The following is an 18,750-nucleotide window of genomic DNA, read 5'->3' as shown; positions in this document are numbered from 1 at the left end:
GACGGCCGGAATGGGCTGAGGGTAGCACCGCCGGAGCGCCATAGGCGAAGGACGTTTCAGACAAGGGAAAGGGACCGTTCGTTCCGATCCCTCCCCGAAAGGTGCTCGTTTGATGTACAATGGGCGGCCAATTTGCGTAGACAGGTATGGCAGATATGACCACGCAGCCCTCCACCCGCCAGAAAGCCACCCGCCAGAAAGCCACTCCAAAAGCTCCCGCTGCCACCGCAACCAGCGAAGCACTGGACGCTCAGATCGCCGCCTTCCTGAATTCCGGCGGTGAGATCCAGCAGATCGCCAAGGGCGTCACTGGTCAGAACTACGGCGCACCGAGCCGCCACATCAGCCTCGGCAAGAAGTAAGACTTCGCAGGCAAGCCTGCCGGCTCCCGGTAGGCTGCCCGCCTCCTCCGCGCGCCCTCCCCCGTGATACACCCCCGCTTTACACTTCAGTTTCCGCAATTCCGAATGTCCCGTCTTGCCTCCGCACCTTGCACTCGGGCAGAGTCCGCCGATAGTTAGGACTGGGTCGAACCACGACCCCCTCGCAAGGAGCACACCCATGCTGCCCTCTCCGGAAAAGCTGCTTTCGCGCAACCTGCTCGACGTGCTGATCCGCGCCGGCCTGATCCTGTTGCTGGCCCTGTTCTGTTTCCGCATCTTCCATCCCTTCCTCGACCTGATGCTCTGGTCGGTGATCCTCGCCATCTCGCTCTACCCTCTGCACCAGCTGCTCAGCCACTGGCTAGGCGAGCGCCCCAACAGCGCGGCGACGCTGATCGTAGTGTTGGGCCTGGTGATCCTGCTGGTGCCGGTAGTGATGATCGGCATGTCCATGGCCGATTCGGTGCGCGACCTGGTGCATGCCATCCAGAACCGCACCTTGCAGATCCCGCTGCCGCCAGACTCGGTGCAGAACTGGCCGGTGGTCGGGCAGTACATCTACCCCTTCTGGCACCGCGTGGCCACCGACTTCATGGGCGTGGCGCAGCAGGTGGCGCCGCACCTGCAGGGCGTGGCGAAGAAGGTCGCCGGGCAGGCGGCAGGCGTCGGCATGGGGCTGATGCAGTTCCTCGCCGCCTTCGTCATCGCCGGGGTGATCATGGCCTACGGCAAGCTGGGTAGCCGGACCGCCTGCGACATCGCCATCCGCATTTCCGGGCCGGACCGTGGCCCCGGCCTGGCCGAGCTGTGCACCGGCACCATCCGCGCGGTGGCCCAGGGCGTGGTGGGCGTGGCCTTCATCCAGACGCTGATCCTCGGCCTCGGCTTCATCGTCATGGGCATCCCCGGCGCCGGCCTACTCGCGCTGGGCGTACTGCTGCTGGGCATCACCCAACTGCCGGTGGTGCTGATCACCTTGCCGGCGATCGCCTATGTGTTCATGACCAACGATTCGCTGCTGGTGGCCATCCTGTTCACCATCTGGACCGCCGCCGGCGGCCTCAGTGACAACGTGCTCAAGCCGCTGATGTTCGGCCGTGGCAGCAAGGTGCCGATGGCGGTGATCCTGATCGGCGCCCTGGGCGGCATGCTCAGTAACGGCATCATCGGCCTGTTCGTCGGGCCAGTGGTGCTGGCCCTGGGTTACGAGCTGTTCATGTCCTGGGTCCACGAGCGCGAAGCGCCCGTTGCACCGCCCGCCGAACCACCCGTGCAGCCTGCCCCCTGATATCCCGCTCGCGGTGCGAACCGCGGGCGCTCACCCTGCAATGGACTGCTCCCGATGTCGCAACGCGGCTCCCCTACTGTCGCCAGCCTTCTGCTCTCGCCACTTGGTCTGAAGGTGTGACCGGAAGCAGCGCGGATCATTCCGCCGGCTTGCGGTTACAATGGGAGCTTTCCCCTGTCTGGTTACCCGAAATGTCCGAAGCCATCCGCCTGTCCAAGCGCCTCGCCGAGCTGCTGCCCTGTTCGCGCCGCGAAGCCGAGCTGTACATCGAGGGCGGCTGGGTCACGGTGGACGGCCAGCGTGTCGAAGAGCCACAGTTCAAGGTCGATACCCAGCGTATCGAGTTGCTGCCGGGCGCCTTCCCCGAGCCGATTCCGCCGGTGACCATCCTGGTGCACAAACCCGTCGGCTTCGGCAGCGGCAACGGCGCCAATTCCGCCCAGCAGTTGCTGACGCCGGACAAGCGCTGGGCCGAGGACAACCTGCAGCAACGCCTGCTGCGCAAGCACTTCGGCCACCAGTTCAACACCACGGTGCTGGAAACCGACGCCAGTGGCCTGCTGGTCTACACCCAGAGTCGCGGCGTGCAGCGCCGGCTGGTGGACGAGGCAGACAACATCGAGCACGAGTACGTGGTCGAAGTCAGCGGGCAGATCGCCGACAACGGCTTGAAGCGTCTGTGCCGCGGCATGCTGATCGACGGCCGCGAGCTGCCGCCACTGAAGGTCAGCTGGCAGAGCGAAAACCGCCTGCGCTTCGCCGGCAAACAGTTCCGCCCTGGCCAGATCGCCGCCATGTGCCGCGCCGTCGGCCTTCACGCCGAATCGATCCGTCGCCTGCGCCTGGGTGGCGTGGCCATGGGCAAGCTGCCCGCCGGCCAGTGGCGGTTCCTGCAGCCGGGCGAGAAGTTCTGAGACCCTGACCTGCAGGAGCGAGCTTGCTCGCGAACCCGCCTCAAGTTGCAGTCAGTTCGCGAGCAAGCTCGCTCCTACGAAGAGCCAAACCGCTCTGCGATGAGGCTTTGCGCCGCCATCGATAACGTCGATAGTCACCAGTCGACGCATTCAGTTCTCTTGATAGTCCGCGCGCGGCATCTTTGCCCTATCAACTCGCTGGCAGGAGATTCGCCGGCCCCGCCATCGGGCCGCAGGGGCGAACAAGCTACTCGCGAGACGCCCCCAACGGATCGTCAAGAGGACACCTCCATGCAAGTCATTCTCGATTTCCTGCTGCTGGTCGGCTCCCTGGTGGAGCTGCTGCTGTACGTCGCTCTGGCCAGCGTGGTGCTTGCCACCGTCCTGCTGCTCGGCGGAATCGCCGTGCTGACCCTGCGCTCGCCGGGCTCGGCGGTGGTCATCCCCGACCGTCGCCCTTCGGCCAGCCGCCAGCCTCGCCCCGCGGTGAAACATCAACTGGCCCGGCCAATACTGGTCGCCGTGGCAAACGATCCGATCCTGGCGAAGTCCGCCTGAATCAGTCCTGCCTCCCTTCAGCCCCCCTGAGCGCAACGTCCTGTCGCGCCTGCAAACATTTCCCCTGACAGCAACGGAATACTGCCTGGCCGTCAGTGGTGGCCGATGCCCTGGTCTTCCAGGTGGTCGGCCTCGAACAGGGTTTCCAGCTCCTTGCGCGCCTCGCGGGCGGTCTGGATCACCGCCTTCTCGTCGTCGTAGACGCGGTACTGGGCCATCAGCACCGCTTCGTCGTGGCGCTTGAAGCGACGGATGCGCGCGGCAACCTGCTCCTCGTTCAGACCCAGGCCAGTGAGCAGCAGGCGGCTCATCTCCAGGCTTGAGTGGAAGGTTTCGCGCACCGGCGTCGCGTCGGCGTCCAGCAGGTGGTAGACGTGTTGGCGGTTACGCGCCCGGCCGATGACTTTCATGTGCGGGTAGAGCTTGCGCACCAGCCGCGCGGTCTCGATGTTGGTCTGCGGGTCGTCGGTGGCGACGACGAAGAACTCGGCCTTCTCCACCTGGGCAGCACGGAGGATTTCCGGGCGTAGCGGGTCGCCGTAGAAGATCGGGATGTTGCCGTAGCTGCGGGTCAGCTCGATGGTGTCCACCGAGGTATCCAGTGCGACGAAGGGCACCCCCTGCGCACGCAGGATACGCGCGACCACCTGGCCCATCCGGCCCATGCCGGCGATCACCACACGCGGCGCGTCATCCGGCAACTGGCGGTACTCGGGCGGCGGCTCGCGCAGGGCGGCCGGTTTGGGTTTGATGCTGCGCGCCAGGGCCAGCACCAGCAGCGGGGTCATTGCCATCGACAGGGTGATGCACAGCACCAGCAGCGAGTGCAGCTTGCCGTCCATCAAGTCCTGGGCCAACGCGAGCTTGAACACCACGAAGGCGAACTCACCGCCAGCGCCCAGCAGCACGCCCAGGCGAATCGCCGAGACTTTATCCAGCCCGCCAGCCAGGCGACCAATGACGAACAGCAGCGGCAACTTGATGCCCAGCAGCAGCAGGGTCAGGCCGATCACCAGCAGCGGCTCGCTCTTCATCAGGCCGAGGTCGGCACTCATGCCCACACTGATGAAGAACAACCCGAGCAGCAGGCCCTTGAAGGGTTCGATCTGCGCTTCCAGCTCATGGCGGTATTCCGAATCCGCCAGTAGCAGGCCGGCGAGGAAGGCGCCCAGGCCCATGGAAACGCCGGCCTCTTCCATCAGCCAGGCAGTACCGACCACCACCAGCAAAGCCGTGGCGGTCGACAGGTCGGCCTGACCGGTGCGCGCCACCGTACGGAACACCGGGCGCAGCAGGAAGCGCCCGCCGATCACCACCACGGCGACACTGCCGACCACTTCCATCACATGGGCCCAGTCGCCGCCCGCTGCCGCCGAGTCAGCGCGCGCACCGAGCAGCGGGATCATGGCGATCAGCGGGATGGCAGCGATGTCCTGGAACAGCAGGATGGCGAAGCCCAGGCGGCCGTAGGGTGTCGTCAGTTCCTTGCGCTCGGCGAGAATCTGCAGGCCGAAGGCGGTAGACGACAGCGCCAGCCCGCCGCCCAGCACCACGGCGGTATTCACCGGCAGGTCGAAAGCCAGCACGGCGATGCTGCCGATGGCCAACGCGGTAATCAGCACCTGAGCCAGGCCCACACCGAACACCTGCTTGCGCATCACCCACAGGCGTTTGGGCGACAGTTCCAGGCCGATGATGAACAGCAGCAGCACCACGCCCAGTTCGGAGAGGCTGGCCACGCTGTCGGGGTTGTCGATCAGCCCCAGCAGCGACGGGCCGATAAACACCCCGGCGAGCAGGTAGCCGAGCACCGCGCCCAGTTGCAGGCGCTTGGCAATCGGCACCATGAACACCGCCGCGAGCAGGAAGACCACTGCCGACTGCAGGTAATTCGTCCCATGTTCCATGTATCAAGACTCCTTGGAAGGGTTGGGGCGAAGCGAAGATCCACCCATATCGTTCATCTCAGACATCCAGCGCCACACCCTCGGCCAGCAGATGTCGCTGGAACTGCCCTGCGAGCGCAGCGACCTGCTCCCACGGCTGCTCGTAGCGTTCATCCAGCGCCACATGGCTGGCGGCACGCACGCGCACGTCGAGCCCGCAGTTCTCGTAGAACGCATTCACTGCCGCCACCATCGGCTCGCGCTGGTTTTCCATCAGGATGGCGCCGTGGGCCAGCACCACATAGCGCCCGTCACTGGGCCGGCGGCGCCAGCGCTGGGCAGTGCCGACCAGCTTGCGACCACCCAGGTTGACGTTGTAGCGACCATCGCAGAAGGCGCCCTCCACTTCCCCCAGCCCCGGATCGAGGCCAAGCGCGGCAAGCCAGTCGCACAGCGGCTGACACAGGCGCAGGTAGGCGGTTTCGATGCGCGTCTGTTCGTTGTCGCTCGGCGGGATCGCATAGACCAGTGCGACGTTGAGCACGCCAGCGGATTGCGGTACCGGCTCACCACCGGTATCACGCAGGGCGATCGGCCAGCCCAGTCCTGCGCACGCGGCCTCGGCGGCGCCGAAGCCTTCCAGGCGACTCAGCCGGCGCGGCATCACCAGGGACTGCTCCAGCGGGCGCCAGAACAACAGGCCGCTGTCGCGATCACCAGCGAAGGTGGCGTCGAGCAGCGCGCGCTCGGCATCCAGGCCCTGCTGTGCCGACAGTCGTTGCACTCTATTCATGACAGCGTCCTTGGGATGAATGATGCTCACCATGGGGTTCATGGCAGCATGGGTGAACAAACCGGGTTGCGGACTATGCCCGCCGAGGGCCTATCCGACAATGTTCCCGGCCAATTTGTTGCCGCACTCAAACATTTCAGCGTAGCGGCCTGTGACTGCCGTGGTGTCGCGCCAGGTCAATGCGATTTCAAACTGCCCCGCAACGAAGCGGCGCTGCGTCTATCCTGCTACTGGCCAGCACTTGCGCAGGAGGCCAGAGACCGTGCCCAGGACGTTGCTCCAGCGTCTGCACCACGCCATTGCGGTCAACGACGCGCTGGCGCTACCTATCGCCCGGGAAAACCTCCGGCGGCTGTACTTTTCCGCGCTGCTGGCGGTGCCTTTCGACCTGATCCACATTCTGGTCTTCCGCCTCAACCTGCAGGGCTCAAGCCCCGAATACGATGACTGGCGGCTGGACATCATCCGCGTCCATGTCGTCGTCGCCGTGCTCTTCACCCTCCTCGGCCTGCTCGCCTGGCAGGCCTCGCCACCACGGCGCAGCACGCCGCTGTGGTATATGCAGACGCTCACCGTGCTGGGCAGCGCCTTGGTACTGGGGTTCGGCATCGCCATCACCGGCGCCGACCAACAGGTCACCAGCAGTATCACGCCCTTCCTCATGGCCTCGGTCGCCACGGCGCTGATCATCCTGCTGCGACCGACCCTGGCGGTCGTTCTCTATATCCTCGCTCTGGGCGCCTTCGAACTGACCATGGCGCTGACTCAGGGGAGCCCGCAGCTACGGCTGTCGAACCAGATGGGCGGACTGACCATCTGCGGTATTGGCCTGGTGCTGTCGTTCATCCTCTGGCACGGCCATGTGCGCAACCTGCGCCAGCGCGAGTTCCTCCGCCAGCAACGGCTGGAACTGGAGGAAAAGAACCGCCAGCTGGAATACCTGGCCGGCCATGACCCGCTGACCGGGCTGTTCAACCGCCGCCAGTTCGACCAACTGGTGGGCATGGAGCTCTCACGCGCCACTCGCCAGCCGGCACCGATCAGCCTGCTCATGGTGGACCTGGATCATTTCAAGTTCATCAACGACCGCTACGGCCATCCACTGGGCGACGAAGTCATCCGCCACACTGCGACCCTGCTGAGAAACCACACGCGCACCGGGGACAGCGTGGCGCGCCTGGGCGGCGAGGAGTTTCTCCTGCTGCTGCCCGACACTTCACAGCCCCAGGCGCGGGTCATCGCGGAGAAGGTACGCCGCCTGCTGGAGGAAACCCCTCTCCCCATGAAGGACGGCCTGCTCTACCTCACGGCGAGCTTTGGCATCGCCTGCCTGGACGCAGGCCTGCCGGGCACCTACGAAGGACTCTACGCGGCGGCGGACAAGGCGCTGTACAAGGCCAAGGCGAGCGGGCGCAATCGGGTGGAGGTGATAGCGCTGGGTGCGGAGATGGGGACGTTCGACTGACGGCCCAAACTCTCTGCTATCCCGAGTGCGTAGGAGCGGACTCCGTCCGCGATAGGCTGGGTCGCGCTCCCGGGTTGGCAGCAGCGCGTTGAGATGATCGCGGACAGAGTCCTACCTGAAATATCGCGCTGGGGCATGCCCTCTCCCCCGCCCTGGCTGCGCGCCTCGCTCCGAAGGGAGAGGGTTAGGGAGAGGGCGGTGGGCACAACCGAGTAATGGACCGTTCGCGAGCAAGCTCGCTCCTACGAAAAGCCGGTAGCGCTGTGCGTTACTGCGCGTATTTACGCGTCAGCCCCGGTGGTACACCGCTGCTGTCGGTCTCAGTCCACGGGCCCTGCGGGCCGACGCCCCAATACCAGCCGCCATCCCAGTGGTAATAGGTGCGCTGGCGGTAGTAGAGATCCTTCTGCCCCTGGATCACGTAAACGCCCAGGCTGGCGTCCCAGCGGCCCTTGCCGCCGGGCGGCGGGGCGAACTGGGTCGGACGCTTGGACACAGCTGCCGGTTTGGACGGCTGCGGGGTGATAGGCGAGCTGGAGGTTTTTGCCGGGGGGATCGGCTTGCCCGGCTGCGAGGGCGGCAACGTCTGCACGGGCGGCTGCTCCGGCTGCTGCGGTTGCACCACGCAACCACCCAGTACCAGCATGGCGCCCAGCGCCAGCAATCTGCCCTTCATCGCTCAACCCTCTCTTGTCGTATTACTTCTGGTCCGGACTGTCGATTGTCACGCTCTGCTCGCCCGCCTGGGAAGTAGACAACGAAGCGCTTCGTCCGATCCATTCCCCCGCGGTGGCGTTACCGGCACGGGAGATACGCGCAACCAGCTGCACCTGCGGATGCTGGGAGAGCTTGAGCTGCGGCATCATCGCGTCGGCATCGCTGAGCGAAACCTCGCTGGGCAGGTCGGAGACCTTCAGGCGCTTCACCGCCAGCGGCATCGGCGGGCCGCTCACGGCGCGGGCGAAGACGAACACGCTGTCGTCCGGCTTGACCTGGCCCTTCACGGCGGCGGTCAGGTCGACCTTCACCTTCAGGGTCACGCCAGCCGTGGCGGCGGCAATCGGCGCCTCGGGCGGGGTCTGACCCTTCTCGACCATGCGCTGGCGGGCGCGCTCGATGCCACCGGCGATGGCATCGCGGGAGGGATCGTCCGGCGGCAGCACCGCGACCAGGCGGCCCCAGTAATCGATGGCATCGGCGTACTTCTCGCCCTCGAAAGCGGCGATGCCGAGCAGGCCGAGGGTGGTGACTTCCTGCGGGTCCTTCTTCAGCGCTTCGTCGGCCAGATCGAGGACCTGCTGGCTGAGCGCCTTGTCACCGGCGAAGTACAGCGCCTGGGCCCACTGACCAAGGACCTCCGGTTGACGACCGGAAAGGCGCGCGGCCTGCTCGAATGCCTTGGCAGCGTCGGCGGCGCGGTTCTGGGTCATGTAGGTGCGGCCGAGGAAGTACCAGCCTTCGGCGGAGTCCGGCTGGGCCTGCACCGCGCGCTCCAGGCGGGCGGTCATCTCCTCCATGGACTTGGGCGCCTGGGCGAACTCGCGGGCCAGCTCGACCTTGTCGCTGGCGCCCCAGTGCAGGTAAAGGCCCAGGGCGAGGAACGGCAGGACCAGCGCAGCCAGCAGCGGCGCGGCGCGGCCGAGGCGGGAGCGGCGGTCATCGCCGGCGCCCTCGGTGTCGGAGAGCAGCTCGCGGGCCGCTTCGGCGCGGCCGGCTTCGAACTGCGCGGCGTCCAGGGTGCCGGCGTCACGCTGGGTACCCAGCTCGGCCAGACGCTCCTGGTACAGGGCGACGTTGAGGGCGGTGCGGTCTTCCTCGGCCTGGGCCTTGCGGCCGCGCAGCAGAGGGACGAGGAGGAATGCCAGGGCTACCAGCAACAGCAGGCCGGCGGCGAGCCAGAAATCGATCATTTGTCTTGGTTATCCAGCAATTGGTCGAGACGCGCCTGCTCCTCGGCGGACAGCGTGGTGGAAGTGGCCGCGGACGGGCGACGGCGGCGCACGACGATGGCGCCGATGACGATCACGCCCAGGCCCAGCAGAACGGCGGGACCGAACCAGAGCAGCCAGGTGCGCTCGCTGACTTCGGGCTTGTAGCGCACGAATTCGCCGTAGCGGTCGACCATGTAGTCGATGATCTGCTGGTTGCTCTTGCCGGCCGCCATCTGGGTGAAGATCTGCTTGCGCAGGTCGGCGGCGATCGGCGCGTTGGAGTCGGCGATGTCCTGGTTCTGGCACTTGGGGCAGCGCAGCTCGGTGGTCAGGTCACGGAAGCGCGCGCGTTCCGCGTCATTGGCGAACTCGTAGGTATCGATGGCGGCGTGGGCAATGCCGGTGAGGCACAGGCCCAATCCAAAAGAGAATGCGGCGGCGGCAAGAAGACGCTTCATTTGCCCTCCGCTTCGTCGACCAGGCCCTGGTAGATCGGCGCCAGCTGTTCACGCCAGACCTTCTCGTCGACGGCGCCGACCAGCTTGTGGCGGATGATGCCGTCCTTGTCGATGATGTAGGTCTCCGGCGCGCCGTAGACGCCCAGGTCCAGGCCCAGGGTGCCCTGCGCATCGGCGATGTTCAGCAGGTAGGGGTTGTGCAGCTCCTTGAGCCACTTCTGCGCGGCGGCGTCATCGTCCTTGTAGTTGATGCCGTAGATCACCACGCCCTTGGCGGCAAGGTCAGTGAGCACCGGGTGCTCGAAGCGGCAGGTCGGGCACCAGGTGCCCCAGACGTTGACCAGCGCCGGCTTGCCCTTGATATCGGCCTCGGTGTAGGTCTTGCCCGGCTCGGTGACGCTGGGCAGGGAGAACGCCGGGAACGGCTTGCCGATCAGCGCCGAGGGCAGCTCGCTGGGGTCCAGCCACAGGCCACGGAAGAGGAACACCGCGACGACCAGGAAGATCGCCAGGGGCAACAGCAGGATCGCACGCTTCACACTCAGGCTCCCTGTCCGGCAAGGCCCAGGGCCTCGCGTACACGCGTTTTCACTTTCAGCCGATAGCGACGGTCCAGCGCCGCCAGCACGCCGCCCAGGGCCATCATCAGGCCGCCGAGCCAGATGAAGCGCACGAAAGGCTTGATGTGCACGCGCACGGCCCAGGCGCCATTCTCCAGCGGCTCACCCAGGGCGACGTAGAGGTCGCGGGTCAGGCTGCCGTGGATGCCGGCTTCGGTCATCATCGAGCTCTGTACGCTGTACAGGCGCTTCTCCGGGTGCAGCGTCGCAACTTCGGAACCGTTGCGGGTCACCAGCACGGTGCCCTTGTCGGAGGTGAAGTTCGGGCCTTCGAAGTGATGGGTACCCTCGAAACGGAACTGGTAGCCGGCCAGCTCCACCGACTCGCCCGGCGCCATGCGCAGGTCGCGCTGGGCGCTGAACTGGCTGGTGAGGACCACGCCGATGGCGCAGATGGCGATACCGAAGTGCGCCAGCTGCATGCCCCAGTAACTGCGGTTGAGGCCCGCAGCGCCGGCGATCACGCCCTTGTGGCGAACCTTGTCGAAGAAGTCACGCACACCGGCCAGCACCACCCAGGCGGCCAGCATGAACACGCTCAGCACTTCCCAGTGCAGCTCGCCGTACAGGAAGCTGCCGAGACCGCCCAGCACCACGGTGCCGATCAGCACCGGGGTGAGCATGTTGCGCAGCCAGCGGGTCGGGGTGTCCTTCCAGCGCACCAGCACGCCGACCGCCAGGGTCAGCATCAGCGCCGCGATCAGCGGCACGAACAGCGCGTTGAAGTACGGCGGCCCGACCGACAGCTTGGCGCCGCTGATGGCGTCGAGCACCAGCGGGTAGAGGGTGCCCAGCAGGATCATCGAAGCGGTGACCACCAGGATCAGGTTGTTCAGCAGCAGCAGGGTCTCGCGGGACCACAGCGCGAAGCCGACCTGGCTCTTGACCACCGGCGCGCGCAGGGCGAACAGCGTCAGTGAGCCACCCACCACCAGCAGCAGGAAGGCGAGGATGAATACGCCGCGCTCGGGGTCCGAGGCGAAGGCGTGGACCGAGGTCAGCACGCCGGAGCGGACCAGGAAGGTACCCAGCAGGCTCAGCGAGAAGGCTGCGATGGCCAGCAGCACGGTCCAGCTCTTGAACACACCGCGCTTCTCGGTCACCGCCAGCGAGTGGATCAGCGCAGTGCCCACCAGCCAGGGCATGAAGGAGGCGTTTTCCACCGGGTCCCAGAACCACCAGCCGCCCCAGCCCAGCTCGTAGTAGGCCCACCAGGAGCCGAGCACGATGCCGATGCCAAGGAAGGTCCAGGCCACCAGCGTCCACGGCCGCGACCAGCGCGCCCAGGCGGCGTCAAGGCGACCGCCGAGCAGCGCGGCGATGGCGAAGGCGAAGGCTACCGAGAAGCCCACGTAGCCCATGTAGAGCATCGGCGGGTGGAAGATCAGGCCCGGGTCCTGCAGCAGTGGGTTGAGGTCGTTGCCGTCGGCCGGCACCTGCGGCAGCAGGCGGCTGAACGGGTTGGAGGTGATGATCAGGAACAGCAGGAAGCCGGTGCTGATCATGCCCATCACGGCCAGCACGCGGGCCAGCATCACTTCCGGCAACTGGCGGGAGAACACCGACACGGCGAAGGTCCAGCCGCCGAGGATCAGCGCCCAGAGCAGCAGCGAGCCTTCGTGGGCGCCCCACACGGCGCTGAACTTGTAGAACCAGGGCAGCGCGCTGTTGGAGTTGCTGGCGACGTAGGCCACCGAGAAATCATCGTGGAGGAAGGCCCAGGTCAGGCAGCCGAAGGAGAACAGCAGGAAGGCGAACTGCCCCCAGGCTGCCGGGCGCGCCAGGCTCATCCACTGGCGATCGCCGCGCCAGGCGCCGATCAGCGGGAAGAACGACATCACCAGCGCCATGCACAGCGCGAGGATCAGCGAGAGGTGGCCGAGCTCGGGAACCATGTCAGTTACTCCCCTGTTGCGGCGCGGCGCTGCCGTTCTGGCTGGCCTCGTAGTGTTCCAGCTTGCCGCTGTCCTTGAGCGCCTTGGTGACTTCCGGCGGCATGTACTTCTCGTCGTGCTTGGCCAGCACTTCGTCAGCGGTCAGCACGCCAGCGGAGTCGATCTTGCCGAGGGCGACGATGCCCTGCCCTTCGCGGAACAGGTCCGGGAGGATGCCGCGGTACTTCACCGTGACCTCCCTGGCGAAGTCGGTGACCACGAACTCCACGTCCAGCGAGTCGCCCGAGCGTTTCAGCGACCCCTTCTCGACCATGCCGCCGGCACGGATGCGCGTGTCATGCGGGGCTTCACCGTTGGCGATCTGGGTCGGGGTATAGAACAGGTTGATGTTTTCCTGCAGCGCCGACAGCGCCAGGGTGACGGCAACCCCTACGCCAGCGACGATGGCGAGGACGATGTACAGACGCTTCTTGCGGACCGGATTCACTTGCTGGCCTCCCGGCGCAGACGACGCGCCTCTTCTTGCAGGTAACGCCGGCGCGCCACGATTGGCGAGACGACGTTGATCGCCAGGACCACCAGGCAGATGGCGTAGGCGGACCACACGTAAGGGCCATGGTGACCCATGGCGATGAAATCGGAGAAGGACTCGAAACTCATAGCGCGCGCTCCACCTCGGCCTTGACCCAGCTCGCGCGGGCTTCGCGCTTGAGCACTTCCAGGCGCATGCGCATCATCAGCACCACGGCGAAGAAGCAGTAGAAGCCGGCGACCATCATCAGCAGCGGAATCCACATCTCCGGCGGCATCGGCGGCTTTTCAGTCAGGGTGAAGGTGGCTGGCTGGTGTAGGGTGTTCCACCAATCCACCGAGTACTTGATGATCGGGATGTTCACCACGCCAACGATGGCCAGCACCGCGCAAGCCTTGGCCGCGCTGTCGCGGTTGGTAATGGCCTGGCCCAGGGCGATGATGCCGAAGTAGAGGAACAGCAGGATCAGCATCGAGGTCAGGCGCGCGTCCCAGACCCACCAGGCGCCCCAGGTCGGCTTGCCCCAGATGGCGCCGGTGACCAGCGCAACGAAGGTCATCCAGGCACCGATGGGCGCGGCGCACTGCACGGCGACGTCGGCGATCTTCATCTTCCAGATCAGCCCGACCGCGCCGGCCACCGCCAGCATCACGTAGCAGGACTGGGCGAGGAACGCCGCCGGGACGTGGATATAGATGATCCGGAAGCTGTTGCCCTGCTGGTAATCCGGCGGTGCGAAGGCCAGGCCCCAGACGGTGCCGGCGCCGATCAGCAGGATCGCGGCGACCGCGAACCAGGGCATCCAGCGTCCGCTGATCTCGTAGAACCACTTGGGCGAGCCAAGCTTGTGAAACCAAGTCCAGTTCATCATCAGGCTCTGTACTTCAGGGCTCTAGTCTGCCGCCAGTCCCGCTTCCCAGGCTGGCGATCGTTCGTTCACTCGCCGACGCTGATCTTCAGCCCGGCGGCGATGGCAAAGGGCGTCAGCGTCAATGCTAACGCCGTCAGGCTGGCCAGCCACAACAGGTGCCCGGCGGTGGGCATTCCCTGCAGCGAGGCCTGCAGCGCTCCGCTGCCCAGGATCAGCACCGGAATGTAGAGTGGCAGGATCAGCAGGGCCAGCAGCAGGCCGCCGCGCTTGAGCCCTACCGTCAGTGCCGCGCCGACGGCGCCCAGCAGGCTCAGTACCGGCGTGCCCAGCAACAGCGACAGCAGCAGGTCCGGCAGGCAGCGCGCCGGCAGGCCCAGCATCAGGGCGAACAACGGCGACAGCAGCACCAGGGCCAGCCCAGAAACCAGCCAGTGTGCCAGCACTTTGGCCAGGACCAGTAGTGGCAGGGGGTGCGGCGAAAGGACCCACTGTTCTAAAGAACCATCCTCGAAATCGCTGCGGAACAGGCCATCCAGCGACAGCAGCACCGCCAGCAAAGCCGCAACCCAGACCAGGCCCGGCGAGAGGTTCTTGAGCATTTCCGATTCGGGGCCGACCGCCAGCGGGAACAGCGCAATGACGATGGCAAAGAACACCAAAGGATTAGCCAGCTCCGCCGGACGGCGGAACAGCAGGCGCGCTTCGCGGGCGAGCAGCAGGGTGAAGACGTTGCTCATTGCGCCGCCATCTCCCGCGCATGCTGGCCCAGGTCGAGGGCACGGTAGCCCTGCGGCATGCGCTCCAGGGTGTGGTGGGTGGTCAGCACGACCATGCCGCCTCGCTCGCAATGGCTGGCCAGGTGTTCTTCCAGTTGCGCCACGCCCTGTTTGTCGAGGGCGGTGAAGGGTTCGTCGAGAATCCACAGCGGCGGCGCATCGAGATAAAGGCGTGCCAGGGCCACGCGGCGCTGCTGGCCGGCGGACAAGGTATGGCTGGGAACGTCCTCGAAGCCGCGCAGGCCGACAGCTTCCAGTGCGCGCCAGATGGCATCGCGATCGGCCGGCTGGTGCAGGGCGCAGAGCCAGGCGAGGTTCTCTTCAGCGGTGAGCAGGCCCTTGATGCCGGCGGCATGGCCGATCCACAACAGCAGGCGGGCGAGTTCGTGGCGTTGCTCGGTCAGCGGCTTGCCATTGAGCAGCACGTCACCGGCGGTGGGCTGCATCAACCCGCTGAGCAGGCGCAGCAGGCTGGTCTTGCCGCTGCCATTGGGACCGACGATCTGTAGCATCTCGCCAGCGCCCAGTCGCAAATCGAGACGCTCGAACAGCATGCGCCAGTCCCGCTCGCAGGCGAGCGCCACGGTTTCGAGGAGGGGATGGTTCAAGGGCATTGGCAACCGTCAGGCAGAAAAATTCAGTGGTGCAAAAAAGCGGCCATACCGCCCGGACCGCCAAGCGCGGCCTCGGGCGGCGCATTATACACAGCCGTTCCTACGCCAGACGTCAGGTTTTTCGACAGGGTGTAACGTCAAAACAGCGCACCCTCCCCCCTCTCCCTCCGCCCCATTCCCGCCGGACGGTCTAAAGTGCCGGCAACTGCCGCCGATACAGTGGGCGTAATCCCGTTCCGTCTTCCAGTCAGGTTTCCGATGCCGAGCGAAATTGGCGCTTCCCGCCCGCTACCGCCTACGCCGTCGCTGCGCAACACGCAGAGCGCGGCCGAGCTGACGCTCAAGCTCGCGCAGAGTCTGGGCGACCTGATCCCGCCCGGCGAAAAAGCCAGCGCCGAAGTGCTCGCGGTACGCGAGACCCCAGTCAATTTCCAATTGCTGCTGCGCCTGACCATGGCCAGCGGCCAGCAGGCTCTGGTGGTTGCGGACAGCCAGCAGGCGCTACCCAAGGGCAGCACCCTGGAACTCGCAGCGCTGAACCAGACCCAACTCACCGCCACCCTGATCAATCAGACGAGCCTCACCCAGTTGAGTGCGGGAGGTCGCCAGGGGCCGCTGGGCAGCCTCGACCTCAACCTGCTTCCGGTGGGCACGCTGATCCAGGGCAAGATCGACGCGAGCCAGCTGCTCGCCCAGGGCAAGGCCGAGCAGGCCGTCTACAAGGTGCTGGTGACGCTGCTCAATACGCCGCTGGCGGGGCGCCAACTGAGCATCGAGTCGCCCAACCCGCTGCCACAGGGCAGCCTGCTCAGCGCCCGCGTACAGAGCCAGCAGGCCCTGCAGTTCCTGCCGCTGGACACCCGCCTGGACCAACTCATCCTCAACAACCAGCTGTCCGCGCAGCAAAGCCGCCAGGGTTCGCTGGAGGGTCTGTTCAACGCGCTGCAAGGCGCAGGTCGCGGACAGTCGATGTCGCCCGAGCTGCACCAGGCTGTGGACAAGTTGCTCGCCGCCCTCCCCGATGTCCGCCAGCTCAGCGACGCCAAAGGCGTCGCCCAGGCCCTGCAACACAGCGGAGCCTTCCTCGAAGCCCAGCTATTGCGCGGCGCCGAAGCGCTGCCGCAGGACCTCAAGGCCAACCTGCTGCGGCTGATCGCCCAACTGCTGCCGGCCACCCAGAACGGCACTGCCGCCGGCGTACTCGGCAACCTGCCCGGCAACGCCCTGGCCGGGGCCAGCAACCTGGCGCAGTCGCTGCCGGCCTTCGTCCGCAACGCCCTGGGCGTGCTGGGGCAGGCCGGCGGGCGTACTCCCCCGCCAGCCAGCTTCCCGCTGCCCAGCCGGCTGGCGCACCAACTGGAGAATGAAGGCGACCTGGAGTCCCTGCTCAAGCTGGCCGCGGCCGCCGTCTCGCGCCTGCAGACACACCAGCTCAGCAGTCTCTCGCAGAGCGAAGTACTGCCCGACGGCACCCTGCTCAATACCTGGCAGATGGAAATCCCCCTGCGCCAACAGCACCAGTTGGTGCCTTTGCAGGTACGCATTCAGCAGGAAGAAAAGCCTGCCAGCGAGCGCGACCCACAGCAACAGGACACGCTCTGGCGGGTGGAGCTGGCTTTCGATCTCGAACCGCTGGGCCCGCTGCAGGTCCAGGCCACCCTCGCCCACGGCAGCATCGCCAGCCAGATGTGGGCCGAGCAGGCCAGCACCGCCAGCCTGATCGACCGCGAACTGGGCACCCTGCGCCAGCGCCTGAACGATGCCGGCCTGACCGTCGGCGAGCTGTCCTGCAGCCAGGGCAAGCCGCCCCAGGGCCCGCGTACCGCGGTGGAACAGCGCTGGGTGGATGAGACCGCATGAAGAAGCAGAAGACACCGCCGCGCCAGGTCATCGCCCTCAACTACGACGGCCAGAATGCCCCGACGCTGACGGCCAAGGGCGACGACGAACTGGCCGAGACCCTCCTCGCCATTGCCCGCCACCACGAAGTGCCGATCTACGAGAACGCCGACCTGGTGCGCCTGCTGGCGCGACTGGAACTAGGCGAGGCGATCCCCGAGGCGCTCTATCGCACCCTCGCAGAGATCATCGCCTTTGCCTGGCACCTCAAGGGCAAGAGCCCGCTGAACAATCGACCCAGCCCACAGGAAGGCGATGCTCCGCGGCTACTGGAACGACCGACGCCCCACCCCGACTGAAGCCGATCAGCGCTGGCAGTCACTGCCTGTCAGGCAGGACAGGTGATCACCGGAAGGCGCGTAATCATGGAATTCGCGCACCGAAGAGCGAATCGGCCGCTCATCCTCGCTGTGGTAGAGCACCATGCTGCTGGTCACTTCGCGCAGTTGCGCCAGCGATACCGGCTTGTCCAGCACATCCAGCAACGGCACGCGGTTGGCCCAGGCCCACTGCATCAGGCCGCTCTTTTCCTCGGCGCTGTAGTGTCCGACCAGCAGGAACTGGCGGAAGGTGTTGCTCTGGCTGAGCGCCTTCAGGCTGAGCAGCTCGCCCGCGCCCGGACGAAAATCGTCGTGGATGAACAGGCTGTAGCGCTGCCGGCTGGCCAGCGCCTTGCGCACCTCGTCGAGGTTCAGGCACAGACTCAGGTGATAGAACTCCAGGCGGTTGAGCAGCACGCTGTAGTTCAGCAGCCTGCCGGGATGCGAGCACAGCACCATGGCCCGGTGGGAAATGGTCGCCATATCGATAGCCTCGGGAAATATTGACGAGGCCAATTTAGCGACGACTTGCCACTTTTCTTATCAGACGAGTCCTAATTGCCGGTAGTGAAATTCCTACAAGCAAGGAATCCCGATAAACGGCAGAAGTGGGGAGAACAGCGTACTCCAGGCCTCGACGCGGGCTCAGTCCCGCGCCTTGCCCTGATGCAGGCGAGCAACCAGCTCGGCTTCAGCCTGGGACAGGCCACAGCTCTGGGTCAGGTCTTCAGGGCTCGCGCCCATGCCAACCAGACGCGCCGCCTGGCTGAAGGACAGGCTGGTGGGGTCGCGCTGCTCGATGCGCACCAGGCGCTCGGGCAGCGGCGCGACCTGCTTGTTCAGCTCGCGCAGCTCTTCGCCCATGCGGATGTTGACCTGCTGGTAGGACTCGATGCGCTTGCCCGCATCCTTCAGGCGCTGCTCGAACGCCGCAAGCTGTTTTTCCAGCAGCACCGTCTGCGCTTCCTGCGCGCGCTGCCGGCCGGACAGCCATACGCATGCCATGGCCAGGCCAACGCAGGCAACCCCCAGTACCACCAGAGCGATCAGCACCTCAGATGCTCTCCAGCTCCGACCATTCTTCCTCGGTCATCATCTTGTCCAGCTCGACCAGGATCAGCAGTTCGCCGTTCTTGTTGCAGACGCCCTGAATGAACTTCGCCGACTCATCATTACCAACGTTGGGCGCGGTCTCGATCTCGGACTGGCGCAGGTAGACGACCTCGGCGACGCTATCGACCAGGATGCCCACCACCTGCTTGTCGGCTTCGATGATGACGATGCGGGTGTTGTCCGAGACCGGCGCCGGGTCCAGGCCGAAGCGCTGGCGGGTGTCGATCACGGTGACCACGTTGCCGCGCAGGTTGATGATGCCCAGCACGTAGCTCGGGGCGCCGGGGACCGGAGCGATCTCGGTGTAGCGCAGCACTTCCTGGACCTGCATCACGTTGATGCCGTAGGTCTCGTTGTCCAGGCGGAAGGTGACCCACTGCAGAATCGGATCTTCGGCACCTTGCGCTGACGTTTTCTTCATATCCCCTCGCCTC

Annotated in this window: 22 protein-coding genes; 7 read left to right on the top strand and 15 right to left on the bottom strand. The window is 65.9% G+C overall.

The genetic code is table 11. The features are described from left to right. The first annotated feature begins 155 nt into the window (after positions 1–155). The 4 genes from CTR55_RS09750 to CTR55_RS09735 all read left to right on the top strand — a co-directional run bounded on the left by CTR55_RS09750 (position 156) and on the right by CTR55_RS09735 (position 3,143). Positions 156–362 carry a hypothetical protein gene (locus CTR55_RS09750; RefSeq protein WP_296285747.1) on the top strand — a complete coding sequence of 69 codons (207 nt, stop codon included), beginning with the start codon at positions 156–158 and terminating at the stop codon, positions 360–362. Between the two features lie 199 nt (positions 363–561). Further along, positions 562–1,671 (top strand): AI-2E family transporter, encoded by a 1,110-nt coding sequence (locus tag CTR55_RS09745; protein WP_296285746.1) that lies wholly within the window; start codon positions 562–564, stop codon positions 1,669–1,671. Positions 1,672–1,862: 191 nt separating this feature from the next. Further along, the gene (locus tag CTR55_RS09740) at positions 1,863–2,585 is read left to right on the top strand and encodes an RNA pseudouridine synthase (RefSeq protein ID WP_296285744.1); all 723 of its coding nucleotides are present in this window, start codon (positions 1,863–1,865) and stop codon (positions 2,583–2,585) included. 291 nt (positions 2,586–2,876) lie between these two features. Next, positions 2,877–3,143 carry a hypothetical protein gene (locus CTR55_RS09735; RefSeq protein ID WP_296285742.1) on the top strand — a complete coding sequence of 89 codons (267 nt, stop codon included), beginning with the start codon at positions 2,877–2,879 and terminating at the stop codon, positions 3,141–3,143. Positions 3,144–3,235: 92 nt separating this feature from the next. Here CTR55_RS09735 and CTR55_RS09730 read toward each other — a convergent pair whose 3' ends face one another. After that, positions 3,236–5,050, bottom strand: a complete 1,815-nt coding sequence (locus CTR55_RS09730) for a monovalent cation:proton antiporter-2 (CPA2) family protein (protein WP_296285741.1) — start codon at positions 5,048–5,050, stop codon at positions 3,236–3,238. A 58-nt stretch (positions 5,051–5,108) separates the two neighbouring features. Next, positions 5,109–5,822, bottom strand: coding sequence for a lipoate--protein ligase family protein (locus CTR55_RS09725; RefSeq protein ID WP_296285740.1), 714 nt, complete (start codon positions 5,820–5,822; stop codon positions 5,109–5,111). A 262-nt stretch (positions 5,823–6,084) separates the two neighbouring features. Here CTR55_RS09725 and CTR55_RS09720 point away from each other — a divergent pair, with 262 nt between their 5' ends. Then, complete coding sequence (locus CTR55_RS09720) at positions 6,085–7,287, top strand: GGDEF domain-containing protein (protein WP_296285738.1); 1,203 nt, start codon at positions 6,085–6,087, stop codon at positions 7,285–7,287. A 268-nt stretch (positions 7,288–7,555) separates the two neighbouring features. Here CTR55_RS09720 and CTR55_RS09715 read toward each other — a convergent pair whose 3' ends face one another. The 10 genes from CTR55_RS09715 to ccmA form a co-directional block, all read right to left on the bottom strand. Continuing rightward, the gene (locus CTR55_RS09715) at positions 7,556–7,963 is read right to left on the bottom strand and encodes a hypothetical protein (RefSeq protein WP_296285737.1); all 408 of its coding nucleotides are present in this window, start codon (positions 7,961–7,963) and stop codon (positions 7,556–7,558) included. Between the two features lie 22 nt (positions 7,964–7,985). Then, positions 7,986–9,197 (bottom strand): c-type cytochrome biogenesis protein CcmI, encoded by a 1,212-nt coding sequence (gene ccmI / locus CTR55_RS09710; protein ID WP_296285735.1) that lies wholly within the window; start codon positions 9,195–9,197, stop codon positions 7,986–7,988. Continuing rightward, the gene (locus tag CTR55_RS09705; RefSeq protein ID WP_296285733.1) at positions 9,194–9,676 is read right to left on the bottom strand and encodes a cytochrome c-type biogenesis protein; all 483 of its coding nucleotides are present in this window, start codon (positions 9,674–9,676) and stop codon (positions 9,194–9,196) included. Before CTR55_RS09705 ends, ccmI begins: the two co-directional genes overlap by 4 nt. Next, a complete protein-coding gene (gene dsbE, locus CTR55_RS09700) occupies positions 9,673–10,215 on the bottom strand; it encodes a thiol:disulfide interchange protein DsbE (protein WP_296285732.1) in 543 nt (180 codons plus the stop codon). Before dsbE ends, CTR55_RS09705 begins: the two co-directional genes overlap by 4 nt. Positions 10,216–10,217: 2 nt before the next feature. Further along, positions 10,218–12,191, bottom strand: coding sequence for a heme lyase CcmF/NrfE family subunit (locus CTR55_RS09695; protein ID WP_296285731.1), 1,974 nt, complete (start codon positions 12,189–12,191; stop codon positions 10,218–10,220). Between the two features lies 1 nt (position 12,192). After that, positions 12,193–12,678, bottom strand: a complete 486-nt coding sequence (gene ccmE / locus CTR55_RS09690) for a cytochrome c maturation protein CcmE (RefSeq protein ID WP_296285729.1) — start codon at positions 12,676–12,678, stop codon at positions 12,193–12,195. After that, positions 12,675–12,851, bottom strand: coding sequence for a heme exporter protein CcmD (ccmD, locus tag CTR55_RS09685; RefSeq protein ID WP_296285727.1), 177 nt, complete (start codon positions 12,849–12,851; stop codon positions 12,675–12,677). Before ccmD ends, ccmE begins: the two co-directional genes overlap by 4 nt. Then, the gene (locus CTR55_RS09680) at positions 12,848–13,594 is read right to left on the bottom strand and encodes a heme ABC transporter permease (RefSeq protein ID WP_296285726.1); all 747 of its coding nucleotides are present in this window, start codon (positions 13,592–13,594) and stop codon (positions 12,848–12,850) included. Before CTR55_RS09680 ends, ccmD begins: the two co-directional genes overlap by 4 nt. 65 nt (positions 13,595–13,659) lie before the next feature. Further along, positions 13,660–14,331: a heme exporter protein CcmB gene (ccmB, locus tag CTR55_RS09675; protein ID WP_296285725.1), complete on the bottom strand. Its 672-nt coding sequence runs from the start codon at positions 14,329–14,331 to the stop codon at positions 13,660–13,662. Next, positions 14,328–14,984, bottom strand: coding sequence for a cytochrome c biogenesis heme-transporting ATPase CcmA (gene ccmA / locus CTR55_RS09670; protein WP_296285724.1), 657 nt, complete (start codon positions 14,982–14,984; stop codon positions 14,328–14,330). Before ccmA ends, ccmB begins: the two co-directional genes overlap by 4 nt. Before the next feature lie 258 nt (positions 14,985–15,242). On the opposite strand from ccmA, the gene CTR55_RS09665 reads away from it, so the two are divergent. Together CTR55_RS09665 and CTR55_RS09660 are read left to right on the top strand one after the other, a co-directional pair. Beyond that, entirely contained in the window at positions 15,243–16,844 is a 1,602-nt protein-coding gene (locus tag CTR55_RS09665; RefSeq protein WP_296285723.1) for a flagellar hook-length control protein FliK, read from the top strand. Beyond that, positions 16,841–17,182 (top strand): EscU/YscU/HrcU family type III secretion system export apparatus switch protein, encoded by a 342-nt coding sequence (locus CTR55_RS09660; protein WP_296285722.1) that lies wholly within the window; start codon positions 16,841–16,843, stop codon positions 17,180–17,182. The genes CTR55_RS09665 and CTR55_RS09660 overlap by 4 nt, the downstream gene beginning before the upstream one ends. 6 nt (positions 17,183–17,188) lie before the next feature. On the opposite strand, the gene CTR55_RS09655 is transcribed toward CTR55_RS09660, so the two are convergent. The 3 genes from CTR55_RS09655 to CTR55_RS09645 all read right to left on the bottom strand — a co-directional run bounded on the left by CTR55_RS09655 (position 17,189) and on the right by CTR55_RS09645 (position 18,737). Beyond that, positions 17,189–17,686: a hypothetical protein gene (locus tag CTR55_RS09655; protein WP_296285721.1), complete on the bottom strand. Its 498-nt coding sequence runs from the start codon at positions 17,684–17,686 to the stop codon at positions 17,189–17,191. Positions 17,687–17,848: 162 nt separating this feature from the next. Next, positions 17,849–18,208 carry a DUF2802 domain-containing protein gene (locus CTR55_RS09650; RefSeq protein ID WP_296286506.1) on the bottom strand — a complete coding sequence of 120 codons (360 nt, stop codon included), beginning with the start codon at positions 18,206–18,208 and terminating at the stop codon, positions 17,849–17,851. A gap of 49 nt (positions 18,209–18,257) precedes the next feature. Further along, a complete protein-coding gene (locus CTR55_RS09645; protein ID WP_138520549.1) occupies positions 18,258–18,737 on the bottom strand; it encodes a chemotaxis protein CheW in 480 nt (159 codons plus the stop codon). Between the last annotated feature and the right edge of the window lie 13 nt (positions 18,738–18,750).

The sequence above is a fragment of the Pseudomonas sp. genome (genome assembly GCF_002796985.1).
GTDB lineage: Bacteria > Pseudomonadota > Gammaproteobacteria > Pseudomonadales > Pseudomonadaceae > Pseudomonas.
Note: the sequence above shows the minus strand (reverse complement) of the source record. Positions and strands in the feature narration are given on the sequence as shown.